This window comes from Salipaludibacillus daqingensis (assembly GCF_029891575.1).
Classification (GTDB): Bacteria; Bacillota; Bacilli; order Bacillales; family Salisediminibacteriaceae; genus Salipaludibacillus; species Salipaludibacillus daqingensis.
In genome coordinates, this window is sequence record NZ_JARZHF010000011.1 from 68,722 (window position 1) to 92,458 (window position 23,737).

The window sequence follows — 23,737 nt, forward strand, 5'->3', positions numbered from 1 at the left end:
TCAAAAATATCTTTCCATAAAGGTTTTTTTGATCTTAAACGTATTTTTATCTACTTTAAAAAATCTCTCTACTACCTCTTCATAAAACTCCAATTTTTGTTCCAAGGCTATTTTAAATTCCTGCTCATTTAATGTCTTATTTTCCAGCATGTCCTCTTCCAGTACGTCAATTGATTTGCTTAAATTATCGAATATAAACAGTAAAAACTCAGCCATTTCTGAGGAATCAGGTATATCGAATAAGTTGTCTTTTAACCCCTCATCCAGCATCTTTTTATAATACGGAAGAATACTTGCTTTCAGCTTATCTATTATTTTTTTCTGGAGCTTTAAATTTTCTTCACTGTTGAACGCACTTTTGATTTTTTTACGTTTGTCTTTAAACTGTTTCTTATGCTGCTGAATAACTTTAATGGAATAGTTTATCTTTTCCACAGCATCCATGTCCGTTCGCTCAGATAATTTTCTAACTTGATAAATGACCTCTTCAGCAAAAGTTTCAGAAATTTGTTCAATAACGTCCTCTTTTGATTCAAAATAATGATAAAAGGCGCCTTTTGAAAGACCAACTTGGTTAATGATGTCTTTAATAGTCGTTTTTTCGTATCCTTTTTCGTAAAACAATTCTAACGCCGTATCCAGAAATTCCTGTTTTCTGTCTTGCCGCTCTTTTCCATCTCTCATTGCTTTCACCCTCTCTTTAAAATACCGACCGCCGGTTTGTAAATTAATTTTATCCTGTCTTTTTAAAGAAGTCAATACCTCCACAAATCGAAAAACACCGTTAAATCATGCTTCTAACCTCTCTTAATTGTGACAAAATTATGTAAAAAATAAAAAGTATATCTTCTATATCCCTTTGAAACGAAATGGATGAAAGGGAAAAAGGTTTCAGACTTTAAGCCAGCATAAATATTGGTCATCAGGGACACAAATCCATCGATGGACTGAGCCGTATCATTTTTCGTGAGGGTATTAAATTTTCGTTCCGATCATCATGGAAGGCCGCACATTATTGCGCGGCCTTCCCTTCTATAAACCGGTGTTGCCTTTCTCGCAGATGCTATTCAATGAGTCTTGGGCAAATCCAGCCAAACAGCCAATTAAGACCCGGGCACCTCACACATTAAAAACCGCACCAGCACGCTTATATGCTGGTACGGTTTAATTTATCATTTCGGCATGCCGTGGACGGACTTGATTTCGAGGTATTCTTCAATTCCGAAGTCACCCCATTCACGGCCGATTCCAGATTGCTTGTAACCGCCAAATGGCCCGTTGAAATCAGTTTCTGCGCCATTCACTTTGATGCGGCCAGCGCGAATGTTCGACGCCACATACCGCAGTGTTTCCGGGTCTTTTCCAACCACATATCCTGCAAGTCCGTAGACATTATCGTTTGCCATTTCAATGGCATCTTCTAAGTCATCGTAAGTGATAATCGTCGTGACCGGTCCGAATATTTCCTCCTGGGCAATCACCGAATCGTTAGACACATCTGTAAAAATAGTCGGCTTTGCATAATACCCTGTGTCCAGCCCTTCCGGCTTTCCGGTTCCCCCGACGAGGAGAGTCGCTTCTTTTTTCCCTTTTTCAATATACGATTGAACAGTATCCCACTGATCCTCTGACACAAGTGGACCAGTAGCAATTCCTTCCTTCCACGGGTCACCTACCGGAAAGGTTGGAAGCAGGTCAAGAATCATTTCCTCAAATGATTGTTTCATTGACTGAGGTATAAACACCCTCGTCCCTGCAGAACACACCTGACCAGTGTTTGTCATCATATTGGAAAGGGCTGTTTTGGCTGCATCTTTCACGTCCGCATCGCCAAGTACGACGATAGGGGATTTTCCTCCCAGTTCCAATGCTACTTTCTTAATCGTTTCTGCGCCGTTTTTCATAATTTTTTCACCGACAGCACCTGAACCCGTAAAGGATACGAAATCAATACCAGGGTGGGAGCTGATCCCATTTCCAATGTCTGATCCGGAGCCGTTCACAAGATTAAACGCCCCTTTCGGCAAACCAGCTTCGTCAATGATCTCGGCTAGCATCATAGCAGCGAACGGTGTCTTAGACGCTGGCTTCAAGATGACCGGACTTCCAGCCGCTATTGCGCTGGCAATTTTCGTGGAGGCCTGATTGGTCGGGAAATTCCACGGTGTAATAAGACCACTCACTCCGATCGATTCTTTTAATAGCGTATGGCCGCCCCTGTCTTCTGAAAAGGAAAATTCTGCGAGGGAATCGACCGCCTGTTTAAAGTGTCCCAGACCCATCGGATAATGAACTTCTTCTGACACGGTAAGAGGCGAACCTAGTTCATCAGTCATGACGTCGATAAACTCCTCCTTCCTTTTCTCATAACCTTCTACAATATTATTGAGCCATTGAATCCGTTCCTCTTTCGTTGAACGGGAAAAAGCAGGGAACGCTGCTCTTGCAGCCTTCACCGCTTTATCTAAATCTTCCTCTGTACCTGAGCTGATTTTGCCCATCACTTCTTCCGTTGCCGGGTTGATGACGTCTATCGTTTCAGAGCCTGTTGACTCCACCCATTCACCATTAATATAATGTTTGATCTGCTTTCGCATAAGAAACCTCTCCTTTTCGTTTATGCTGTCATTCTCTTATTTTTCCAAAATGAGTTTACAGCACTCCTTTTCCCAGCAAAGCTCAGGCTAAAACAATTAGCAACCAAGGGGACGGTTCCTTCGGTTGCCTCCAGTTACATTATTCCCGTTCTTAACCTATAATTAGTTTAACTACGAGAAACACCCTTATTTTTTGAGTGCTTCATTGCTTAGTTGAAACCGATAATGGTTATGTGATGTGTGTTAGTTTCTCTAGGATTTCTTATTAATAGAACGAATTTTACGCATTCCTAACTAGACGAAATATCATTTTCTAACCACTAGAACTGTCCCTGTATTGCAAGCAAAAAAGACGGTTGCCGGGGTCTGAATTCCCTGTCAACCGTCACATAGTTGCACTTATGAGTTAAAGAAACTTACCACGGAAGGGAACTGTCTTTTAAATGACTTTCCCACATTTTCTGTAATTGCTGAAATGTCTGCTCATCCATCGACCCTTGACTCGCAGAAAAATTCTCTTTTAATTGCTGAACGCTCTTAGCTCCTGGGATAACCGTTGATACTTCCTCATAAGCTAAAATAAATTGCAGTGCTTTTTTTACGAGACTTTGATTTGCGTTCACATATTTTTTCGTCTCTTCTAACATTTTCGTTCGTCTTTGTATAATATCCGGAGTCCAGCGGCTTCTAATATCGTTAAAGGAACTCTGAGCATTATATTTTCCTGATAACCAGCCAGAATCAAGAGGCACTTTGATGATAAGTCCAATTCCTTTTTCATGAGCTGCTTGAAAAGCTTTCGCAGGATCCTGGTGAAAAATATTGAACATGACTTCAATCACTTGACTGTCTGTTTTATTTATCACCTCAAACATCTCTTCACTCGAATCGACAGATGCACCATAAGCACCGATTTTTCCTTTCTCTTTTAATTTCTCCAATTCCTCGAAATGTTTACTCGAGCCATTCAGGTATTCAAATGGTGGATTATGCAACAGAACACAATCAAGATAATCGGTTTGGAGACGGCTGAGGCTTTCGTCAACGGAATTTTCTATTTTAGTTGAATCGAAGTCAATCTCACCACTGGCGTGATGACCGAATTTACTACTGATAATCACCTGATCTCTCTTACCTTTTAGTGCTTTACCGAGAATTTTCTCGCTTTTCCCTAGCGCATAATTGGGTGCTGTATCGAAGAAATTGCAGCCTAATTCAAGCGCTTTATTTACAATCTCTATTCCTTCACTTTCCGTCATCTCATTTTCATTTTTCCCATTACCGAGCTGCCATGCCCCTAATCCAATTTCTGATACGAACTTACCCGTGTTTCCGAACGACCGTTTTTCCATGATTCTTCCTCCTCATTTCCATTTATAATGTCTTTTACGAAATCGGTTTCGTAAAAGGCAATAATTAAATGATTGCTTTCCCGGATCATCTTAACCTTATTTTAGCATAAAAATATCATATTTTTCATTGAAAAATGGAATAGAGGGCCGCCGCTAAACAAGGTAACCGGTAACCAAGGGGACGGTTCCTTCGGTTGCCTCCTAGTTACATCAGCTACAAAAACATCAGAATTTCTTTAGAAAGAGAATGATTTATTGCTTAACAGAAAATAGTTACGAGGTGTTTGTTATAGTTTCTATTGGAGTGCTTCTCAATCAAACTAATTTTATTCCTTTCTCACTAGAAGAAATATCAATTTTTTAACCACAAGAACCGTCCCTACGGTCTTTCGTGGACAGGACAAGGTATTAGTTTATGTAGCCAGCTCAACTGTGCAAAACGACTCATTATAATTCTTTGATATCATTGACAAGTTCAGGCAATCCATCACTGAAAAGATGTTCCGTTCCATCGAGTATTCGAGTCTTTGCATGTGGAAGGTTTGCCTCATAGTGTTCAACGTGTGCAGACGGTACTATTTCATCGTTATGGCTATGATAAAGGAAAATCTGCGGTATGTGCGGGAGTTTTGAAGCAAAATTCTTAGTCAAAATAAAATCCTCAATCCGCCAATCATCGTCCAATCCCCAGTATGGGGATGCAATCATAAACAAACCGGAAATGGGTTGTTTGAATGCTTGCTCCGAAAGATATTTCAACAAAACCGAACCGCCCAAAGAATGACCGATAAGAATTATCTCCTCGTCAAATGAAGCGAACTCTTTTTCTAGTTGAGCTTCCCAATTCGTATATTTTGGTTTTTCTGGATCAGGCATTTCCGGGTCTAATAATGTGTATTCATCACCAAGTACCTTTTGTAAATATGCCTTCAGACCGCTGCTCCCTTGGTGAAGGTCCTGTGGTCCCGCACTATGAATGAATAATATCTGTTTTTTCATATTTTCACTCCCCTTCTTATGATGATTCTCTGTTGTCATTGTTTGTGTACTCCCATTCGTGTATGTGCTCTCTCACCCACTGCTCAAAGGTTCGGGGAGAATCCCCCTGTGATCTGCTTAACAGTTGCGACAACCGTGTAGGCCATCTTAGGAGGATCAGTGAATCATTTTATGACCATCTCGATATGTTCTTCTAGGATGTTCTGTTTCTGCATCCTTGCGCGAGCATGTTTTTCGGTAAGCTCAACGAATCTGATATCTCGGCTAAATACTTGGGCCTGATTTCAATAGCCAGCTGTGGTTTACTTTTTATCCATGACTGCAAAGTAATTTTCTTCATTATCGGCAAAGTTAAATACCCTACCAGAAGGCATTTTGGCAATTTCACCTACTTTGATATTTTTATTAGTTAAATCGGTATATAATTCATCAAATCTTTCCGAGAAAAACATTAGCGAAGGTGTACCAAGATTTAATTCAGGTGCCATTTTAGCAACCAATTCCTTATTGTGTAGAATGATGCTTGTTTCTGAATCCTTTGTTGGAGCAATTTCAATCCATCTCATTTCACCTTTGTTTTCTTCAGAAATTACACTAAAACCTATTTTGTCAGTCCAAAAATCCATTGCTTCATCTTGGTTATTTACATACAACATAATTTGACCAACTTTACTAATCATATTTTTTCCCACTCCTTTGTGTAAGTAATTACTAATCGACCTTTTTAAATTTCTTCTTCTGACAATAGGACAACGCCACTACATAAATGAATTTTACCGATGCGATTAATATTTTAAATATTCTAATAATTATAACAAAAAATCCTGATCCTTGAAACCAAATCAGGAATAAAATATAATTATTGATAAAATATGTCATTTAACTAGACAGAACTCCTTTTATAACTTCAGCAACCGAGGGGTGTTCTTACGGTTGAACCCAGTTACACGTATTAGGTGCCTTATGAATGGAACGAATTTTATGCTCACCTCACGGGGTGAAATCTCATTTCTCAACCACTAGAACCGTCCCTGCGGTCTCAATAATAGAATAGCACGAGCAAACTCGTACGATAATTTAGGTTTGTTTCGTGTCGAGGCTAGTCGAACATCCACTGAATTTCACTGTTAATCACGACCAATCTTATCGTTCAACTCCGTTCGATATTTGTCCCTCCAAGTTTTCGTGTCCTTCACTAGTTCGTCACAAAAAGCTGCCACGTTTTCACCAGTAAGGTCAGTCACTTTCTTGCCTTCCGCTGCACCTTCCTCAAAGAGGTCGAGAATGCCGCCAAAGATAAGGCGTATCTCTTTCCAATCGGAAGGACCACCAGAAGTCCATATATATTTTTTGATGGCGCTGTATGCGTTACGGTACTCACTAGGGAGTGTTTTTGCACGTGCCTCCATCGCCTTCCATTCTCGCTTGTCATCCAGATTCCCGATAATTTTTTCGACAATACTCATATTAATTCTCCTCATTTTTTTTAGTTTTTAGTTCGTTCAATTTGCTTGATATGGATTCCCATTTACCCCAAAAAGTTCTAAGATGCTCTTTACCTGCTGCGTTGAGTGTGTAAAATTTTCTCGGAGGACCCTTAGTGGATGCCTTTTTCTTGATGTTAACCAAATTGTTTTTCTCAAGCCGAATGGTAATCGCATAAACTGTGCCTTCAACCACATCAGTGAAGCCAAGTTCTCGCAACTGTTGTGTGATTTCATAACCGTAAGTTTCGCCACGGTTGATGATCTCAAGCACACAACCCTCAAGAACCCCTTTCAACATTTCTGTGTTATTTTCCAAATTTCTCCCTCCCCATTTTTATTTACCTATAATTTTCAGTGCTCTTCATCACCTGTATTTAGTATTACTTACTACTAGTATATAGTATCGCTTATTAGCATCATTTGTCAAGAATGAAATTTTTCGTCAAAAATCAAAAATTCCCTTATCACAGTCATCACAAGGATTTTATCAAGTTTGACCGTTCCATAATTTAGTCTGATTTTACAAAAAGCAACCGTCCCTACGGTTACTTTCTCTCATCCTTTACTTCCCGAAAACGTTGCGGGTAGCAACTGAAAGGATCTTTTCAACTTTCTTACTTTCTTTCATCGTCGACGCTCTCTCGCTTCGGGCACTATACGCATCCTTTCCTTCCCGTCAACCAGGGGGACGGTTCGTTCGGTTGAGAGAGTGTTTCAATGCCTAGTTGAAACCGAAAACGAAGAACTGGCGTGTGTTAATATTCCATCGGACTTCTTATCAAAGGAAAAAATTCTATGACTATCTCACTGGACGAAAAACCTTTACTCAACCACTAGAACCGTCCCTGCGGTCTATCGCCTATACTCTCCCTCTTCCATGTGTTTATTTTTCAAGTTTTTCGGTAACGGACAAAAGAACACCTTAAATACACCTACAATAGATGCTATATAAATTAAAGGGAGGAAAAATCAACATGATAGACTTGAAACAGAATGGAAAACTTGGCTTTGGCACAGCGCCTTTAGGAAATATGTTCCGAGACGTACCAGAGGAAGAAGCACTTGAAACAGTCAAGTGTGCTTGGGATAAGGGAATTCGCTATTTTGACACTGCGCCATTTTACGGTGCCGGTCTCGCTGAAATGAGATTAGGGAAAGTCTTGTCTAATTACAATCGCGACGACTATGTGTTAAGTACCAAAGTCGGACGACTCATCTTAGACGAAGAAGAAGAAAAAGAAGGTCTGTTTGAATTTGGCCGGAAGAATAAAATTGTCAATGATTATACTGCAGAAGGTACTCGCCACTCCATTGAGGATAGCTTGAAACGATTGAAAACCGATCGACTGGACTTTGTTTATGTTCATGATATCTCACAGGATTTTCTTGGAGACGAATGGCTTTCGAAATTTGAAGAAGCAAGAACTGGAGCTTTCCGTGAGCTGAACAAACTTCGTGACGAAGGTGTTATTAAAGGTTGGGGATTAGGCGTTAACAAAACAGAACCCATTGAGCTGGCAAATGAGTTAGAAGAAACAAAGCCAGATATTCATGTTCAGGCTACCCATTACACCCTACTAGATCATGAGTATGCTCTGCAGCGGTTAATGCCCGGTTCTGAAGAAAAAGAAATCAAAATCGTTGTCGGTGCTCCTTTTGGATCAGGTGTCATCGCTGGCGGCTCTCATTACGCATATCAAAATGCATCATCAGAAATTAATTCAAGGGTAGAGCGCATGAATGAGATCGCTAAGCGTCATCAGGTCAGCTTAATTTCAGCTGCTCTTCAATTCTCTGCGGCCCATCCGGCAGTAGCGGCAGTCATTCCAGGTACCACTCGTCCTGAGCGCATTCTAGAGAATATCATTGCCATGAATGCAGATATTCCTGTAGCCTTCTGGCAGGAAATGAGAGAACAAAAATTAATCTCTCCTGAAGCACCGTTGCCAATAAACGAATAATTAATTCTTACAACAACCGAACATCGGATTGAATCCCCTTCAAGTACACATGCTAACAACACGAAATGTGGTTAGCATGTGGCTCGGAGGTTTTATCGAGGAAAATAGGACACCATAAACAATGGTGAGAAGAAGTGGAAAATTCTAGAATTCCAAATTAAATACTTAAAATGAATATCGTGCCATTCCTCAATGACTGAACTTAAAACTTAAAACTTAAAACCTTAACCCCTCTTTTTTTATTACAATTATAACGCTCTTAAAAAAAATCACCTCCAACCTTCTCAAATAAATACCTGTTAACTACTAAATTGATTTTCTTAATACCACCTTTAAAATTGGCTCGAAACTAATTATTCACTTAAGACTTTTTACAATTTTCTCTATTTTAATGCGTTTTACTTTTTATTTCATTAGTTATTTATTATAATTATAATATAATAATTAATATTGTTCATATTGTATATTTCTTACAATGAATGGTAATATTAGTTATCGCCTATAGTTTCAAATCAGAAAGGGGAATGAACGTATGGACATGAAAGACAATGAGAACGCTGGAAAGTGCCCGTTTACAGGTGGAGGTGCAACTAGTCAACCTTCCGGAGGAACAAAAAACAAGGACTGGTGGCCAACCCAACTGGACTTGCATGTTCTTCATCAGCATGATACGAAAACGAACCCACTTGGGGAAGATTTTAATTACGCAGAAGAATTTAAAAAGCTTGATTACGACGCATTAAAAAAGGATCTTCATCACCTCATGACAGACAGTCAAGAGTGGTGGCCTGCAGACTACGGTCATTATGGTCCCTTCTTTATTCGTATGTCTTGGCACGCAGCAGGTACATACCGCATGCAAGATGGCCGCGGTGGCGGTGGAAGTGGCTCTCAACGTTTTGCTCCTCTTAATAGCTGGCCTGATAACGGAAACCTAGACAAGGCCCGACGTCTTCTTTGGCCAATTAAACAGAAATATGGCTATAAATTATCTTGGGCAGACTTGCTCCTTATAACAGGAAATGTAGCGATTGAATCCATGGGTGGAAAGACAATTGGATTTGGCGGAGGACGTGAAGACATTTGGCATCCGGAGGAAGATGTCAACTGGGGTCCAGAAGAAGAATGGTTAGGAGACAATCGTTACTCTGGCGAACGAGACCTAGAGAACCCTCTCGCTGCCGTTCAAATGGGCTTAATTTACGTAAATCCAGAAGGTCCAAATGGCGAACCAGATCCACTTGGAAGTGCTAGAGATATTCGTGACACCTTTAAGCGTATGGGTATGAACGATGAAGAAACCGTTGCCCTTACAGCCGGTGGCCACACTTTTGGTAAGGCACACGGTGCAGGAGAAGCTTCTCATGTAGGGGAAGAACCAGAAGGATCTCCAATCGAACATCAAGGTTTCGGCTGGAAGAGCACTCACGAAACAGGGCATGGTCCTTTCACCATCACAAGTGGAATCGAAGGCGCTTGGACTCCAACTCCAACCACATGGGATATGAGTTACTTTGATCTATTATTTGGATATGAATGGGAATTGACGAAGAGTCCTGCGGGAGCATATCAGTGGGAACCTGTAAATCCTGATGAGAACCATCTTGCTCCAGATGCGGCTGATGCCTCGAAACAAGTTCCGACGATGATGACGACAGCAGACATGGCTATGCGTATGGATCCAGATTACGAAAAAATTTCACGTCGTTTCCATAATAATCCTGATGAATTTGCTGATGCCTTTGCTCGCGCATGGTTCAAGCTACTTCACCGTGACATGGGTCCTCGAGACCGATATCTAGGTCCAGAAGTGCCTGAAGAAGAGTTCATCTGGCAAGACCCTATCCCAGCGGTTGATTATGACTTAACAGATGCTGAAGTAAAAGAACTAAAAGCAAAAATTTTAGATTCCGGACTAACAGTTGGTGAGCTCGTCAAAACTGCCTGGGCTTCCGCTAGCACATTCCGTGGCTCAGATATGCGTGGAGGGGCTAACGGTGCCCGCATCCAACTAGCTCCACAGAAAGACTGGGATGCGAATGAGCCAGAACAGCTTTCGAAAGTGTTATCGGTTTACGAAAACATTCAAAACGATCTCACTAAAAAAGTCAGCTTAGCTGATTTGATTGTCCTTGGTGGAAGTGCAGCTATTGAAAAAGCTGCTAAAGACGCAGGGGTTGATGCTACGGTTCCATTTACACCAGGACGTGGTGATGCAACACAAGATCAGACAGACGTAGAAAACTTTGAAGTATTGGAACCAGTAGCCGATGCTTTCCGTAACTATCAAAAGAAACAATATAGTGTAAGTCCAGAAGATCTCATGGTAGACAAAGCTCAGTTACTTGGCCTATCTGCTCATGAAATGACTGTACTTATTGGTGGTATGCGTGTGCTAGGTACCAACCACGGTGGTACACAACACGGCGTCTTCACAGATCGTGTCGGAGTACTCTCAAACGACTTTTTCGTGAACTTGCTTGACATGGGACTTGTTTGGAAGCCTACTGACAGTGGTATTTATGAAGGACGTGACCCTAAGACTGACGAACTCGTATCTACCGCAACGAGAGTAGACCTTGTTTTTGGTTCGCATTCCATTCTCCGTGCCCTTTCAGAAGTATACGCTCAAGACGACAGCAAAGAGAAATTTGTTCATGACTTTATCGCTGCTTGGGTTAAGATCATGGACGCAGATCGCTTTGACGTTAAATAAAAGAACTTGGCACGACTATGCAAAATTAAAAATTGGGGCTCGTTTACAAGATCCTATTGTTGGATAAGACCCCAGTTCTAAAACACCTTACGAAGTTTCTGATAATGGCAACGCATTAACGTGCTGTTAGTTCAGGAGCATGACTAAGGTGTTTTTTCTTTTTAAAAGAGAAGGCTTCTGTAAGTTTTTAATCGGCGTAAGATACCGTATTGGGGGTCAGGAACCACAAATTAATTGAATTACAACAAGATTTAAAAATACCGACATATAAACCCTCCTTAATTAAATTGGACACTTTTTTCTAGTTAAGTTAAATCACCTATTTTATTCATTGTCTGTAATCCTCAGCTTGTAAAAAATCATCGATCCTTCCTGTGAGGTTTTTAAGGATATGCCCTTCCCCTGGAAGAACATGTAATTTAGCATGTAAGAGAATACTACTTATTCGATGTGCCGTCTGTACTGAATGTATTAACATATCCTTTTCTCCTACAAAAAGGGTCAAAGGCATAGTTAGTTCCCTTAAATCATTATCGTCAAATAAAGGTAAGACCTCTCTGCGGTAATTATGATGTTTACTAACAAGCATTTGGTATTTAAACACCGATTCAGGTAGGGATATGTTTCCATTTATCTTTTTGTACAGCCTCTTCATTCCTTTTTCTCCAAAAAGCATATAGACTAAAGATTTAATAAAGAATGAAGTTCTTTGTGCGCCTATTCCGCCAGGAGAAATCAGCACAAGCTTATTTACCTTTTCGGGATAATGCGTAGAAAATTTAATTGCCAACCACCCGCCTAAAGAACTTCCGATGATGCTTGCTTTGTCAATGGCAAGTGCGCTAAATACTTCGTTAAGCCAATCTGCAAATGCAGTACTTTTGTAAGGAATTTGGTTTTCACTACTTTTTCCAGGTTCACCAGGTATATCAATTGCATATACACGATACTTCTTCGAAAAATCTTGTGCATCTTTCATCCACATTGTCGAGTTCATTGCACTGCCATGAAGCAAAATAAGGGGAGGGGAATCAACATTGCCGCTTGCAATGATAAAAGTGGATCCAAAACTTGAATTTACATAAAACATTTCATTTGGCTGAGGCCATTGTTCAAGTAAAGTGTCGTAATAATTTAAAATTGCACCTCTACCTTCTGGTGACTTATAAACAAGCTTCCCATTCATTTGTAAAATCACCCCTTCTAATTGTTATATCTTTCAAACATACTTTGGTGACTTGATGCATGCTGATGTATTCCCTGCTGGATTAGATTCTCACTCAACTGATAAACGTCCAAAATGCTCTTTATAATCTATAGTAAAGTGATTATACATATAAAAACCAAACAATTATAGTCTGTAAATTTATTCCAATATATGATATAATTTAAATAAGAAATTGATGCAAAAAATCCTCCATTACAGGGATAGCTTTTTTAATGACCACCTAACAGGAGAGTCAATGTCATTTATAATAAAAGGTGCCTGAATAAAAAATAAAAACTGACCCCCAGTGCGGTAAAGTTTTACTGCACTGGGGGTCAGGTACCACAATAGGTGCCACAATAGTAAAAGCCTGCTCCTTAAATATCTAAAAACTTCTTCACATCATCTAATTGTTCTTTGTTCTTTATCTTGTTCTCAGCAATCTCATCTAAAATTTTTTCTACTTCTTTCACTTCTACTCTCCTATTAAAATGATCATTAATATATTCACACAAATAACCATCTTTTAGTAGAAAATATTTATTAGACCCTAAATCTCTATATTCAAAAGCATTTAATTCAAAATAAACTTTCTCTCCATCCTTTAATTGCTTTTTTAAAACGTTAATTAGTTCTTCTTTTTTATTGTCCATTCATTTCCCCTCCTAAAAAAAACTATAGTTATTATTTAACTGATTCCCCTTTATTATAAAGCTTTCATTAAAAATTCTGAAGTAAGAAAAGTTCTGGAACAAAACACAAGAGTATTATTTAAATCCTTTTAAAACTAAGAATGGCAGTCGCAACTAAAAAACTCACACCTATATGCTTTTCAGACAAAACTAAATACCAGAATTTCAAGCATTTTCTGGTATTTGCACCAGAAAAAAAGCATTTTCCTTAGTGCGTGATGTCTAACTAGAAGAAATTTTTTTTAACCACAAGAACCGTCCCTATGGTAAAAACCTAAAACCCCTGTTTTTCTAACCACTCAAACAATCGTTTCTCACGAGATGAACTTTTATTTTCGTCTTCGTTATATTTCCCTAATAATAGTTCATCATGGATATTTCCATCCAGAAGGAAAATTACTCTGCCTGCCCTTGTTGCGACTTTCACATCATGAGTAACAATCATGACGGTGGTACCTTCTCTATTAATAGCATTGATAATATCCATTACTTCTTTTGTGGTACTGCTGTTTAGTGACCCGGTAGGTTCATCCCCAAATAAAATATCCGGCTGATTGACCAATGCTCTGCAAATTGCAGCACGCTGTAGCTGACCACCTGATACCTTTTTTATATCATGAGTTGCAACACTAGTGATTCCTGTCTTTTCCATCAGCTTGTCAGCATGTTGATTTATTTCGTCTCTCAATAGCTTTGCAGACTTAAATCCTGGAAGGACAATATTATCTCGAATAGATAAATTTTTTAGTAGATGGGAGTTTTGAAAAATAAATCCCATTTTATTAAGCCTTACTTCGGCCATTTTTTCATCTTCCAGATTTGAAATATCTTTACCACTAAGCAATACGTTGCCTTTAGTAGGTCTGTCCATTCCACTTATACTATAAAGTAAAGTGGATTTCCCAGAACCAGACTGGCCCATGATAGCAATGAACTCGCCTTCGTCAACCTTGAAATTTATATTATTTAAAACCTTTGTATCTTCATAGTTTTTACATAAATTTTGCACTTCTAAAATTGTTTTCACATTGCACCTCCTTCATTTCCTATTCATTAATAATAGAAACAATATTGTATTTTTTAATTGTTCTCATAACAAACCAAGTTACAAACAGTATTAGCATTAGCAAAAACAATGGAAACACAATATACTGAATCACAGGGTTTGCAATAAGCTCAACTTTCTTAATCCCAAGTCCTGAAATACTTAATGCAACATTGACAAGCCTGTCACCTAAGAAATCTGTTAAAATAATTCCTACTAGGATGCCAGTTATCGAAACGAATCCTATTTTTATCATGTACTGCTGTTTTATATCATGTTCAGAAAAACCTATAGCTTTCAAGACTGCAATTTCCGATAAATCCTTTGCTATGCGCAGTTTTAAAAATAGAATCGTAAATAGGATCACCAAAGATGCTCCAATGAGTATAATCCCAAATACAACAGTCTTGAGCTGGTTAACAACCCCACCCAAAGTCTGGTTGATAAATTCCTCCATAGGATCTACCGTAATCCCTGCTCCAAGGAGTTCAGACCATTCTTCAGCCTTTTGTTCTTCGTCAACATTATCATTTAAATTAACTGAAAATGTATATTTTCCAGCATCAATATCTGAAAAAATGTATTTTGACTTCGCTGTATATCCACCACTAGTAACATCCTGGTAGATTCCTGAAATAGTAAATTCCTGCTCCTTGTCATCAAAGAAAAGCACCATTGTTTCTCCGACCTCTTTCCCGATTTCATTTGCGTTAAGGTAGGAAATAACTATCTCGCTTTCTTCTTCAGGTGCCTTTCCACTTAGATACTTTAAGTCGTTCCCCGCGTTTTCTCCACAATCTATATTTAAATTCATAAGTTGATTTTCAGAATCAGTAGTTTTCACACGTACCCTTCGATATTCAAAGTAATTTTCAATAGAATTATCGTTTTCTAAAACCTCTTTTACCTTTACATAGCTAGTTTCGAGATTTTCCCCCTCTTCCACTTCGATCAGGATATCCTCTAGAGAGCTCCCCATATAGGTAATAAATTCAGGTGCCTCAAAGGTATTCATTAGATTAGCAGGAACTAGAACCATCAGTGTTGTAATTAATACAATTGCAAAAACAATCGTCCAGTTTTTAAACTTGTAAAAAACTTCACGTATTCCTATAAGCCAGTTAACAGAAAGTTTCTTGGATTTATATAGGCCGTCCTTTATGCCACCGTTGGCTTTATCAAATCCCTTTCCACTAACCAACGCATCAACAACCGTAACCTTTTTTATTTTCTTTAATATCCTTTTACAATAATTGTTTATAAGAAGGTAAACAAGGAAACTAATTACAAGAGATAATATTAAAGCCAAAGGAGTTAGCCTCATCTCACCAAATGTAGCGTTGATCTGCTTTATGAATAGACCGCTAATCAATAATGCTAATAAATATCCAGCAATAACACCTACCACAGCAAGTACCCTATACTTGTTAAGATAAAGTTCTCTGATATCGCCAAATGGAATTCCAATAGCTTTCATTGTACCAATTTCAGCAATATCTTCTTCTAAAGCTGCCATGATCGTATACTTAACACTGATAAAAGAAACAAAAATTAACAATACACTAACTAGAAGCATAACAAATACTGTAATGATATCCGTTATAGCACTCAGCAAGAAAATCATTGTATAAGTCACTGCTTGACCATTCTGTGGAAGTCCTGCATTTTCGTAGGCTGTCTGAAAATCTGAAGCCTCTTTTGAATCAGTAAAATAAGCTTCAATTAGATACTCTTTCTCTCCAAACTTACCTTGAAGCATCGCAAAATCTTCATCGCTTAATAATATTCTTGTAGAAGAAACCAATGGTGAGTTCATCTGAGAATCCAAAATGAATTCTTTAATGACAAAATCCCTCTTAATCTCATTATCGGCTAAAATAATATGATCGCCGATTTTCATATTATACCTATCCTTTAGAAGTACAGGGATTCCAATTTCCCCCTTATGAAGGGTTACTTTTTCATGTGTAGAATTTAGCAGTAAATCCTTAGCTTCGTTCTGCTTTACTAAACCAATATCAAGACGGCTATCTGAAAGATCGTACGTCTTTTCATTACCAATGACTGTAAGACTATTACCATAGATATTAACCATTGTTATAGTCTGCCAATCTGTTATTCCCTTATAATCTGACATAAACTTATCTATTTCCTCTTGATTGATTTCTCCTTTATGCATCTGAAGAAAATGAGGCGGTTGTGCTGTCTTATATAATTCAGAAATTGATGTAAAGGTTTGAACTGCAATTAACATTGACAAAGCTGCAAGTCCAGTAGACAACATCATAAACAAAACTAATGCCAGATTTATGACTTTATTTCTTTTAAGATCATTTTTAACTATTAACCAGTTCATAGGCTTTTCCCAAACTCCTTTCCATTTCTTTAATGGTGTCATTGGAGCCAATTTTGCATGCTTAAAAGATAAAGAAACAAGGCATACTCTATAGATAAATTTTATCACTTAAAAAAGGGGGTTGATTTGTAAATAAAGTAGTTTATGTGAAGTATCAGCGAGGAAAAGGTCCTGTCTCCGGCACTTTCTTCACCACACACAAAAAAAGCTAAGTCAGATAATCTGACTTAACTTCGTTTACCGTATTATACCTTTCTTTTACAATTCTTCACAAAACCACGACGATAAAAAACGTGTGCCCCATCGAGTTAACATTTTAAGCGAATAAGAGCAGGAACGAGAAACTAATTCGAGTTAAATACGATGCTTTTATCAAAATTGCACTCCAAAGATATTCAAATAGCCTAACTGATAAGAAGCGATAATCACTAAGCAGAACGCGCCTACGATACTTGTGAAAAACGCCCAGTCTTTTCTACCGATAGACATCTGATGATAATGAGTTCGGTCTGTCTCACCTGTGAACCCTTTCGACTCCATCGCAATCGCCACGCGCTCCGCTTTGCGAATAGCATTGGCCATTAACGGAATCGCATAGCGACGGAACTGGTGAATTCGACCTTTCAACCCTTTCGCACGACCAATTCCACGAATCCGATGCGCCTGTCTTAGCACTTCAAATTCATGTTTAAACGTCGGCAGAAATCGATAGCCTGCAAGAATACCGTAAGTGAGCTTTGGTGGGAGCTTGAACTGTTGCATAAGACTAAGCATGAATTTAGTTGAGTCTGTCGTTAAGATAAACATGAGCGACAGAGCGACAAAGCAGAGTGATCGGAGCGCAAGGCTGATTCCGACCATGACTCCTCCCGTCGTCACTTCAAACCACCAAAATTCGAAAAGAACACGTCCGCCTGCGAAACTATCACTCGTATAAAGAACGGTCATCCACGCAAAACCTATCGCTAGAAAGACAAATGGTGAAAATAACAGCAACCATTTTTTGATAGAGATTTTGCTGAACATAAACGTGAACGCGACAACAAATATAAGATAGATAAGTGGTGTAAATATGTCAAAGCTAAAGCTCAATAACACCCCGGGGATAAGAATGGCTACCATTTTCAACGCTGGATTAACGGACGAGATCATACGTTTCACCAGCTTTCTGCTGTTTCAAATTCTGTTTTCGAATCCGATAAGGTTGTCTTAGCCTAGCTGTATGAAGCAGCTCTTCGTTTTTCCACAACTTCTCGGGGTGGCCATGAAAAACGATCCGCCCCGAATCTAAAACAAATGTCCGTTCACAATACTGATCGACTAAATCCATATCGTGCGTAACGAACACTACCGTTGTTCCTTGTTCTTTTAATTCCAGAATGATAGTCATCAGCTCTTCTGTCGTTTTTGCATCTTGCCCAAAAGTCGGTTCATCAAACAGGAGAAGTTCCGGTGTTTCATCGAGCATCGTTGCCACACTGAGACGACGCTTTTGACCACCACTAATTGAAAATGGATTGCTCCATTGGTGATTTTGTAACTGGAAGTGATCCAAAAGAACGTCTATCCTTGCTTTCATTTTCCGTTCACCAGTCCCGTTCAATTTCATGCCAAAAGCCAATTCATCATAGACAGTGTCAGTAATAAATTGATGCTCAGGATTTTGGAAAACAAAGCCCATTTTCTGCCGTAATTCCTGTTCACGCCATTGTTTCAGTGACTTATTGAGGAAATCAATCTTCCCTTTATACGGCGTTAGAATTCCAGCCATGAGCTGAAGAAGCGTCGACTTCCCTGCTCCATTTTCACCGACAATAGCGACAAACTCTCCTTTGTGAAGAGCTAGATCGATCTCATCTAAAATCACGTTCCCCTTCCGTTTAAATGACAAATGACTTATTGAAATCGTTCGTTCCAAAAACCTAGGGGCCTTGTCTGCCAATCTTTTATGCTTCTCTGCTGGAAATTTAGTGATATCTTTCGGTAAATGAATTCCTTCCGCACCTAACATTGCCAATTGTTCCTTAAATACGAGATCAGGTCGACCGTCAGCAATGAGTTTTCCTTCTTGACTTAACGCAAGAACGTGGTCTGTGAACAGAACCCAGTCGTCGAGCTGATGTTCGATCACGAACACAGACATGCCTCGTTCTTTCTGTAACTCGGATACCAACTTGATAAACTCCATACTAGAAACAGGATCCAAGTTCGCTGTTGGTTCATCTAGGATGAGCAATTCAGGCTCCAACAATAGCACGGATGCTAATGCAACCTTTTGTTTTTGCCCTCCTGAAAGTTGGTGAATCGGTCGTTTTTGGAAGTCTTTTAACCCCACCGCTTCAAGAATACGATCTATTTTTGACGACATATCCTTTTGCGGAATACGGATATTTTCCATCGTAAAGGCTAATTCATTTTCCACTGTCATCATACAAAATTGACTTTCCGGGTCTTGAAACACAATGCCGATCTTTTGATTAAGTTCTCCTTTTTCAAACTGGCGGATCTCCCGGCCACGAAAAAACACGTCCCCTTTTTTATAGCCCTCAACCGCTTCAGGATAAAGACCATTTAAACAAAGAGAAATCGTACTCTTACCGGATCCACTGGCCCCTAAAAGAAGCGTCACTTCCCCTTGTAAAAGAGAGAAACTTACATCATCAATCAACGATGATCCCGCTTTTTTTTCATAATCAAACGATAGGTTCTCTACGCGAATGAGTGGCTCAAGTTGCTGCCGATTCAAATCAGGCTGATTTATCACGTTTCTCCTCCCACTCCTTTCCTAATGCATAGCCACGAAGTACGCCTGTTTGCGCAAGCTGATCACTGATATATTTTCCAAGTAACCCTGCCAATAGTGCACCACTGATCACTCGAACGGTCAGCGTCGCAATAATTAATCCTGGCGTAAGAGCTGCCAATCCTGATTGGAACCAACCCCATGCGTAGCTGAAAACTGCGGCGGACATCCCAGCCATCATCAGTACATAGAGAGAAAAGTTTCGATACCTTGTCGCTAAGAAGACCACCTCAGCTCCAAGTCCTTGAATGGCCGCAGAAATAATTAATTGAGGTCCAGCAGGACTTCCGATTAATACTTGCACAGTTCCTGCAATTAGCTCTGACCAAAACGCTGCGCCTCGTTTACGGATCACATATGCCGCAATGATCGAGACAATAAACCAAATGCCGAAAATGACTTCATAACCAAATGGAGCTAGCCCGAATGGTGTAAGAAAATTACGCAGCCCTTGGCCAAAAAAATAAAACATTAAGTAAATAACGGCGAAAACGACACCGAAAATGGACATTAACACAATTTCTTTCAGTTTCCATTGTCTCATCATGGTTACATTCGCCTCCTATTTATCTTTCTTCGATGGACTGTTGGCCGAAATCGCCGCCGTCATTGTGACATGACTATGTTTATTTGTACTAGATGCATTCACAAATGCTTCTTCTAACGTTTTGAAAACATCATTCGTATCACCATCTAAACGAGACGCGTAATGAACCCCTTTTGTAAACGTACCGTGCTTATCAGCCACTTCTTTTTGATCAGCAATGACTTGCATGTAATCGGGATTGTTAAGCGGATATAAAGCAAACTGAGACGCTACCTCCACTTTTTCATTTATCGAGCCCTCTTCGTTCAAACGATGATCATCTTCTGACATATACGTGTCCGCCTCTGAGTCACCTGGACACCCAATCGAAAACGTCCCGTTAAAAACAACGTGGACACCGGTTTTCGCCGCGTGAATAAAGATTGCTTTTGTCACATCAAATACATGTTCACTTCGACCACGAATACACGTGCTCACATCATCTGTATGTTGCCACACTTTTGATGTATCCACCTCTTTCAATGCGCCTTTAATCACATCCACAAAATTATCTGTCATCGGGTACACCGAGAAACGGCACCCGACAATTCGACTTGTTCCACAACTTAATCCTTGCATGCAACATCCTCCTCTATGATCGATATGTAAATCAATATGACTATCAGTGACTCGCCCAGAAGGGGTGGGAAAAAATATAAAAAACTGCACCTCCCATAAGGAAGATGCAGTGAAAGTTCATGTAAATCAAACAGGCTACATGTAGCTTACCTGCACTTCCCCACGCTAGTATTACCTAGTTCGGGTTCAAAGGGTTAACAGGAATTTCACCTGTCTCTCAGCTTATAGCACCCCTAGTGCGATCACGAATATCATATTGTTGATTTCATTGTAACGGCAACGAGCAACGTTTGTAAACACCCTTATTTCACTTCCGTCTCGTTCTATAATGCACTTCTGTCATTCTATAATGCACTTCCGCCATTCTATAATGCACTTTCTCCACTATAATGCACTTTCTCCATTCTATAATGCACTTTCTCCACTATAATGCACTTTCGGTATTCTATAATGCACTTCCGCCATTCTATAATGCACTTTCTCCATTCTATAATGCACTTCCGCCATTCTATAATGCACTTCCGCCATTCTATAATGCACTTTCTCCACTATAATGCACTTTCTCCATTCTATAATGCACTTCCGTCTTTCTATAATGCACTTTCTCCATTCTATAATGCACTTCCGTCTTTCTATAATGCACTTCCGCCATTCTATAATGCACTTTCCCCTCTCTATAATGCACTTTCGCTACTCTATAATGCACTTCCGCACCCAGCCAAAAGCATTCATTTGACAACACTACCTGTTTTCATTGCTCCGATTCGGTTCAGACTGGGGTACTTGATTATTCTCCCTTACTTATATCTACTTAATATTTCGTCTGGAATATGGCAATAATCATTTGGATATCTAGCTAACCTATCTTGATGTTCTTCTGCACTTCTCACATAGTTTGTGAGAGGTAATACTTCAACAACGATAAGGTCATAATCATTTCTCTCACTTAGAAACGCCTCCGCCTCTTGCAAGTGTTCAGGCTTTTCACTATATACTCCTGTTCTGTATTTCTCGCCAACATCTTGTCCTTGTTTATTCAAACTGTATGGATCAATGATTTCAAACAAATATCCCATCAATTCCCTGATTGTTACAACCTTCGGATCAAATTCGATTTTTACACATTCGGCGTAGCCATCATAATCACCCTCAAGTGTATGACTGGTTCCATTAACTCTTCCCGCTTCTGTAAACTTAACTCCAGGTAAAGTTTTTATAAAAGCTTGTACTCCCCATAAACATCCACCTGCAAAATATACTACTTCCATATTGACTCTCCCTCTTTGTTTAAAACACCAACAATTCTATTCCTAGCATTTATTAAAAACACTGATTTATATTCTAGATCAAACTTCGACGAAAATTTATTCAACTCCTGCAAAACTGATAAAGAATGACTACTTTAAAATGGAGAGCTGAACATTTATAGTCCTAAAGCTCCACAATTGTTCTTTCTTTGACCGTTATTTCCATACAAAAAACGCTCAATCTGAGCGTTTTCTTGTATGGATCTGTTCAACATCCCGAAAATTAGTTTTTTCGCTTTAACTTTTTTTGGGGTGTTACCATCTAATCACATGAGTTTTCACTTATGAATGGGTTTGTTTGACTTATGATGTAAATTTGTAAAAGACGACCAGCCTACTATTCTTCCACTGTCCTTGTCACATCGACCATTTCGTAGAGACTGCTCGGGTGAATATAGAAATTTTCGATGTCTGAACGCAGGCCGGCTAGGTGTTCTACGTGGTAGAGTGGAACCATAGGCGCTTCATTGATGATAATCTGCTGGGCGTCGTGGTATAGGGCGTTACGCTCTTCGCCATCCATTTCCTGACGGGCTGCTTCAAGCAAGTCATCTACCTCATCATTACTGTAAAACATACGGTTACCTGTCATCCCGTGGCTGTCGGAATGAAAGACGGGATACAATCCGTAATCAGCGTCTCCCGTAACGGTTCCCCATGCTCCAAGGAACAATTCATGCTCTCCTTCAGAGACTAGTTCACGGTGTACGCCACTTTCCATCGATACAATCTCCGCGTTCACATCAATTTGAGCAAGCTGGCTTTGAATCAGTTCAGCTGTATCCAGTCTTACCCTAGAGTCGTCAATCCATAATTCAGTCTCAAGACCGTCTTCAAATCCGGCTTCCGCCAGTAATTCTCTGGCAGCGTCCACATCCTCTACAATCGGATCTAAATTGTCTGACGCCCCTAAAACCGGCGGCGCAAGTGGCCCATCTGCTTTCAACGCAGCACCATTCAATACCCCTTCAATAATATCTTCTTTATTAATCGCCATGGCAATTGCTCGGCGCACATCTGGATCGTCAAACGGTTCAGTATCAGTATTGAACCCAAAATAGGCAAGAGACGCACTGTCATAACGCGCTACCTTCGTGTCTTCATTTTCTTCCAATCGTGAGATGTCGTTTGCATTTAAATGACCAATAATTTGCGCTGAATCTGTCTCAAGCTCTCCAACCCGTGTCAGATCTTCCGGTACTATTCGAAAAGTAAGAGTATCCGATCCTGCTTCGCCATCGAAATAATCCTCGTTTTTTACAAGACGAATTTCCTCCCCTGGCGTTTGACTTTCGAACTTGTAGAAACCTGTTCCGATAGGATGATCGTTAATGACTGATCCTGGTTCCTCCCCATCTGCAAAGGCTTGCTGGTCCTCTTCAATCAGATCAGGACTGATCATCTGACCTGCTGGATGGGCGAAATGCGTTTTCAGAGGCGCAAATGGATACTCCGTGTGGAAGCGTACCGTGTAATCATCGACAATCTCCACCTCTTCAATCATGTTGAACATGAATGCTACGGAAGAACCAACCTCCGGATCAAGCATCCGTTCCACATTTACTTTGACTGCCTCTGCATTAAACTCAACTCCGTCATGGAACGTAACCCCTTCTTTCAACGACACCTCCCATAAATCAGGCTCCTCCTGTTCAAACGACTCAGCCAGACTCATATGTAAATCCAAATCCTCATCCGTGCGAACGAGCGTATCATAAATTGTTCGCTTCACGTTAAGAGATGCGTGATCGTTCCCGAAATGAGGGTCGAGGGCATTAACATCCGATTGCATATTGACAACTAATGCGTCAGGATCTGCGTCAACTTCTTCATTACTAGAATTGCTATTGTTCGGCACATTCGCCGGATCTTCTGAATTTAAAGGCTCTCCATCCCCTGCGCAGCCTGCTAATACCGTCGTTGCTCCTGCAATTACAAACCACTTTTTCATAAAAAATCAATCCTCCTATTTTCATAATTCCTTAACCCTATCTGATAAGTCGGATTTATGCAAGTATTTTTACTCAGGTTTTTTCAGTTTCTAGGAAAC

19 protein-coding genes and 1 riboswitch are annotated in these 23,737 nt (G+C 39.8%); of the genes, 2 read left to right on the forward strand and 17 right to left on the reverse strand.

Annotated elements, in window-relative coordinates; genetic code table 11:
• The 7 genes from QDN89_RS19130 to QDN89_RS19160 form a co-directional block, all read right to left on the reverse strand.
• Positions 1 to 759, reverse strand: a complete 759-nt coding sequence (locus QDN89_RS19130; protein WP_280771777.1) for a TetR/AcrR family transcriptional regulator — start codon at positions 757 to 759, stop codon at positions 1 to 3.
• Between the two features lie 413 nt (positions 760 to 1,172).
• Positions 1,173 to 2,597 (reverse strand): aldehyde dehydrogenase family protein, encoded by a 1,425-nt coding sequence (locus tag QDN89_RS19135; protein ID WP_280771778.1) that lies wholly within the window; start codon positions 2,595 to 2,597, stop codon positions 1,173 to 1,175.
• Between the two features lie 416 nt (positions 2,598 to 3,013).
• Entirely contained in the window at positions 3,014 to 3,949 is a 936-nt protein-coding gene (locus QDN89_RS19140) for an aldo/keto reductase (protein WP_280771779.1), read from the reverse strand.
• Positions 3,950 to 4,396: 447 nt separating this feature from the next.
• Positions 4,397 to 4,948 (reverse strand): alpha/beta hydrolase, encoded by a 552-nt coding sequence (locus QDN89_RS19145; RefSeq protein ID WP_280771780.1) that lies wholly within the window; start codon positions 4,946 to 4,948, stop codon positions 4,397 to 4,399.
• Between the two features lie 302 nt (positions 4,949 to 5,250).
• Entirely contained in the window at positions 5,251 to 5,628 is a 378-nt protein-coding gene (locus QDN89_RS19150; protein ID WP_280771781.1) for a VOC family protein, read from the reverse strand.
• A 447-nt stretch (positions 5,629 to 6,075) separates the two neighbouring features.
• Positions 6,076 to 6,414, reverse strand: a complete 339-nt coding sequence (locus QDN89_RS19155) for a DUF1048 domain-containing protein (RefSeq protein WP_280771782.1) — start codon at positions 6,412 to 6,414, stop codon at positions 6,076 to 6,078.
• 1 nt (position 6,415) lies between these two features.
• Positions 6,416 to 6,751, reverse strand: a complete 336-nt coding sequence (locus tag QDN89_RS19160; protein ID WP_280771783.1) for a PadR family transcriptional regulator — start codon at positions 6,749 to 6,751, stop codon at positions 6,416 to 6,418.
• Positions 6,752 to 7,409: 658 nt separating this feature from the next.
• Between QDN89_RS19160 and QDN89_RS19165 the strand changes: the two genes are divergently transcribed.
• Both QDN89_RS19165 and katG read left to right on the forward strand, forming a co-directional pair.
• Positions 7,410 to 8,396: an aldo/keto reductase gene (locus QDN89_RS19165; RefSeq protein ID WP_280771784.1), complete on the forward strand. Its 987-nt coding sequence runs from the start codon at positions 7,410 to 7,412 to the stop codon at positions 8,394 to 8,396.
• Between the two features lie 532 nt (positions 8,397 to 8,928).
• Positions 8,929 to 11,112 carry a catalase/peroxidase HPI gene (gene katG, locus QDN89_RS19170; protein ID WP_280771785.1) on the forward strand — a complete coding sequence of 728 codons (2,184 nt, stop codon included), beginning with the start codon at positions 8,929 to 8,931 and terminating at the stop codon, positions 11,110 to 11,112.
• Positions 11,113 to 11,440: 328 nt separating this feature from the next.
• Here katG and QDN89_RS19175 read toward each other — a convergent pair whose 3' ends face one another.
• The 10 genes from QDN89_RS19175 to QDN89_RS19220 all read right to left on the reverse strand — a co-directional run bounded on the left by QDN89_RS19175 (position 11,441) and on the right by QDN89_RS19220 (position 23,638).
• Positions 11,441 to 12,298: an alpha/beta fold hydrolase gene (locus QDN89_RS19175; protein WP_280771786.1), complete on the reverse strand. Its 858-nt coding sequence runs from the start codon at positions 12,296 to 12,298 to the stop codon at positions 11,441 to 11,443.
• 398 nt (positions 12,299 to 12,696) lie between these two features.
• Positions 12,697 to 12,972, reverse strand: coding sequence for a hypothetical protein (locus tag QDN89_RS19180; protein ID WP_280771787.1), 276 nt, complete (start codon positions 12,970 to 12,972; stop codon positions 12,697 to 12,699).
• Positions 12,973 to 13,285: 313 nt separating this feature from the next.
• Positions 13,286 to 14,038, reverse strand: coding sequence for an ABC transporter ATP-binding protein (locus QDN89_RS19185; protein WP_280771788.1), 753 nt, complete (start codon positions 14,036 to 14,038; stop codon positions 13,286 to 13,288).
• A gap of 19 nt (positions 14,039 to 14,057) precedes the next feature.
• Positions 14,058 to 16,454 carry an ABC transporter permease gene (locus QDN89_RS19190; RefSeq protein ID WP_280771851.1) on the reverse strand — a complete coding sequence of 799 codons (2,397 nt, stop codon included), beginning with the start codon at positions 16,452 to 16,454 and terminating at the stop codon, positions 14,058 to 14,060.
• Positions 16,455 to 16,784: 330 nt separating this feature from the next.
• Positions 16,785 to 17,564: an energy-coupling factor transporter transmembrane component T family protein gene (locus QDN89_RS19195; RefSeq protein WP_280771852.1), complete on the reverse strand. Its 780-nt coding sequence runs from the start codon at positions 17,562 to 17,564 to the stop codon at positions 16,785 to 16,787.
• Positions 17,548 to 19,176 (reverse strand): ABC transporter ATP-binding protein, encoded by a 1,629-nt coding sequence (locus QDN89_RS19200; RefSeq protein ID WP_280771789.1) that lies wholly within the window; start codon positions 19,174 to 19,176, stop codon positions 17,548 to 17,550. The genes QDN89_RS19195 and QDN89_RS19200 overlap by 17 nt, the downstream gene beginning before the upstream one ends.
• Positions 19,160 to 19,759, reverse strand: coding sequence for an ECF transporter S component (locus tag QDN89_RS19205; RefSeq protein WP_280771853.1), 600 nt, complete (start codon positions 19,757 to 19,759; stop codon positions 19,160 to 19,162). Before QDN89_RS19205 ends, QDN89_RS19200 begins: the two co-directional genes overlap by 17 nt.
• 18 nt (positions 19,760 to 19,777) lie before the next feature.
• Entirely contained in the window at positions 19,778 to 20,380 is a 603-nt protein-coding gene (locus QDN89_RS19210) for a YkoF family thiamine/hydroxymethylpyrimidine-binding protein (protein ID WP_280771790.1), read from the reverse strand.
• A gap of 140 nt (positions 20,381 to 20,520) precedes the next feature.
• Positions 20,521 to 20,625, reverse strand: a riboswitch (TPP riboswitch).
• 552 nt (positions 20,626 to 21,177) lie between these two features.
• Complete coding sequence (locus QDN89_RS19215) at positions 21,178 to 21,648, reverse strand: peptide-methionine (S)-S-oxide reductase (protein ID WP_280771791.1); 471 nt, start codon at positions 21,646 to 21,648, stop codon at positions 21,178 to 21,180.
• Between the two features lie 376 nt (positions 21,649 to 22,024).
• Positions 22,025 to 23,638: a glutathione ABC transporter substrate-binding protein gene (locus tag QDN89_RS19220; RefSeq protein WP_280771792.1), complete on the reverse strand. Its 1,614-nt coding sequence runs from the start codon at positions 23,636 to 23,638 to the stop codon at positions 22,025 to 22,027.
• Positions 23,639 to 23,737: the final 99 nt, after the last annotated feature.

Excerpts from the sequence above, each read along its gene's own strand:
- QDN89_RS19135 (WP_280771778.1), bottom strand. The coding sequence starts at position 2,597 with ATGCGAAAGCAGATCAAACATTATATTAATGGTGAATGGGTGGAGTCA.
- QDN89_RS19140 (WP_280771779.1), bottom strand. The coding sequence starts at position 3,949 with ATGGAAAAACGGTCGTTCGGAAACACGGGTAAGTTCGTATCAGAAATT.
- QDN89_RS19145 (WP_280771780.1), bottom strand. The coding sequence starts at position 4,948 with ATGAAAAAACAGATATTATTCATTCATAGTGCGGGACCACAGGACCTT.
- QDN89_RS19150 (WP_280771781.1), bottom strand. The coding sequence starts at position 5,628 with ATGATTAGTAAAGTTGGTCAAATTATGTTGTATGTAAATAACCAAGAT.
- QDN89_RS19155 (WP_280771782.1), bottom strand. The coding sequence starts at position 6,414 with ATGAGTATTGTCGAAAAAATTATCGGGAATCTGGATGACAAGCGAGAA.
- QDN89_RS19165 (WP_280771784.1), top strand. The coding sequence starts at position 7,410 with ATGATAGACTTGAAACAGAATGGAAAACTTGGCTTTGGCACAGCGCCT.
- katG (WP_280771785.1), top strand. The coding sequence starts at position 8,929 with ATGGACATGAAAGACAATGAGAACGCTGGAAAGTGCCCGTTTACAGGT.
- QDN89_RS19175 (WP_280771786.1), bottom strand. The coding sequence starts at position 12,298 with ATGAATGGGAAGCTTGTTTATAAGTCACCAGAAGGTAGAGGTGCAATT.
- QDN89_RS19180 (WP_280771787.1), bottom strand. The coding sequence starts at position 12,972 with ATGGACAATAAAAAAGAAGAACTAATTAACGTTTTAAAAAAGCAATTA.
- QDN89_RS19190 (WP_280771851.1), bottom strand. The coding sequence starts at position 16,454 with ATGACACCATTAAAGAAATGGAAAGGAGTTTGGGAAAAGCCTATGAAC.
- QDN89_RS19195 (WP_280771852.1), bottom strand. The coding sequence starts at position 17,564 with ATGATCTCGTCCGTTAATCCAGCGTTGAAAATGGTAGCCATTCTTATC.
- QDN89_RS19205 (WP_280771853.1), bottom strand. The coding sequence starts at position 19,759 with ATGAGACAATGGAAACTGAAAGAAATTGTGTTAATGTCCATTTTCGGT.
- QDN89_RS19210 (WP_280771790.1), bottom strand. The coding sequence starts at position 20,380 with ATGCAAGGATTAAGTTGTGGAACAAGTCGAATTGTCGGGTGCCGTTTC.
- QDN89_RS19215 (WP_280771791.1), bottom strand. The coding sequence starts at position 21,648 with ATGGAAGTAGTATATTTTGCAGGTGGATGTTTATGGGGAGTACAAGCT.
- QDN89_RS19220 (WP_280771792.1), bottom strand. The coding sequence starts at position 23,638 with ATGAAAAAGTGGTTTGTAATTGCAGGAGCAACGACGGTATTAGCAGGC.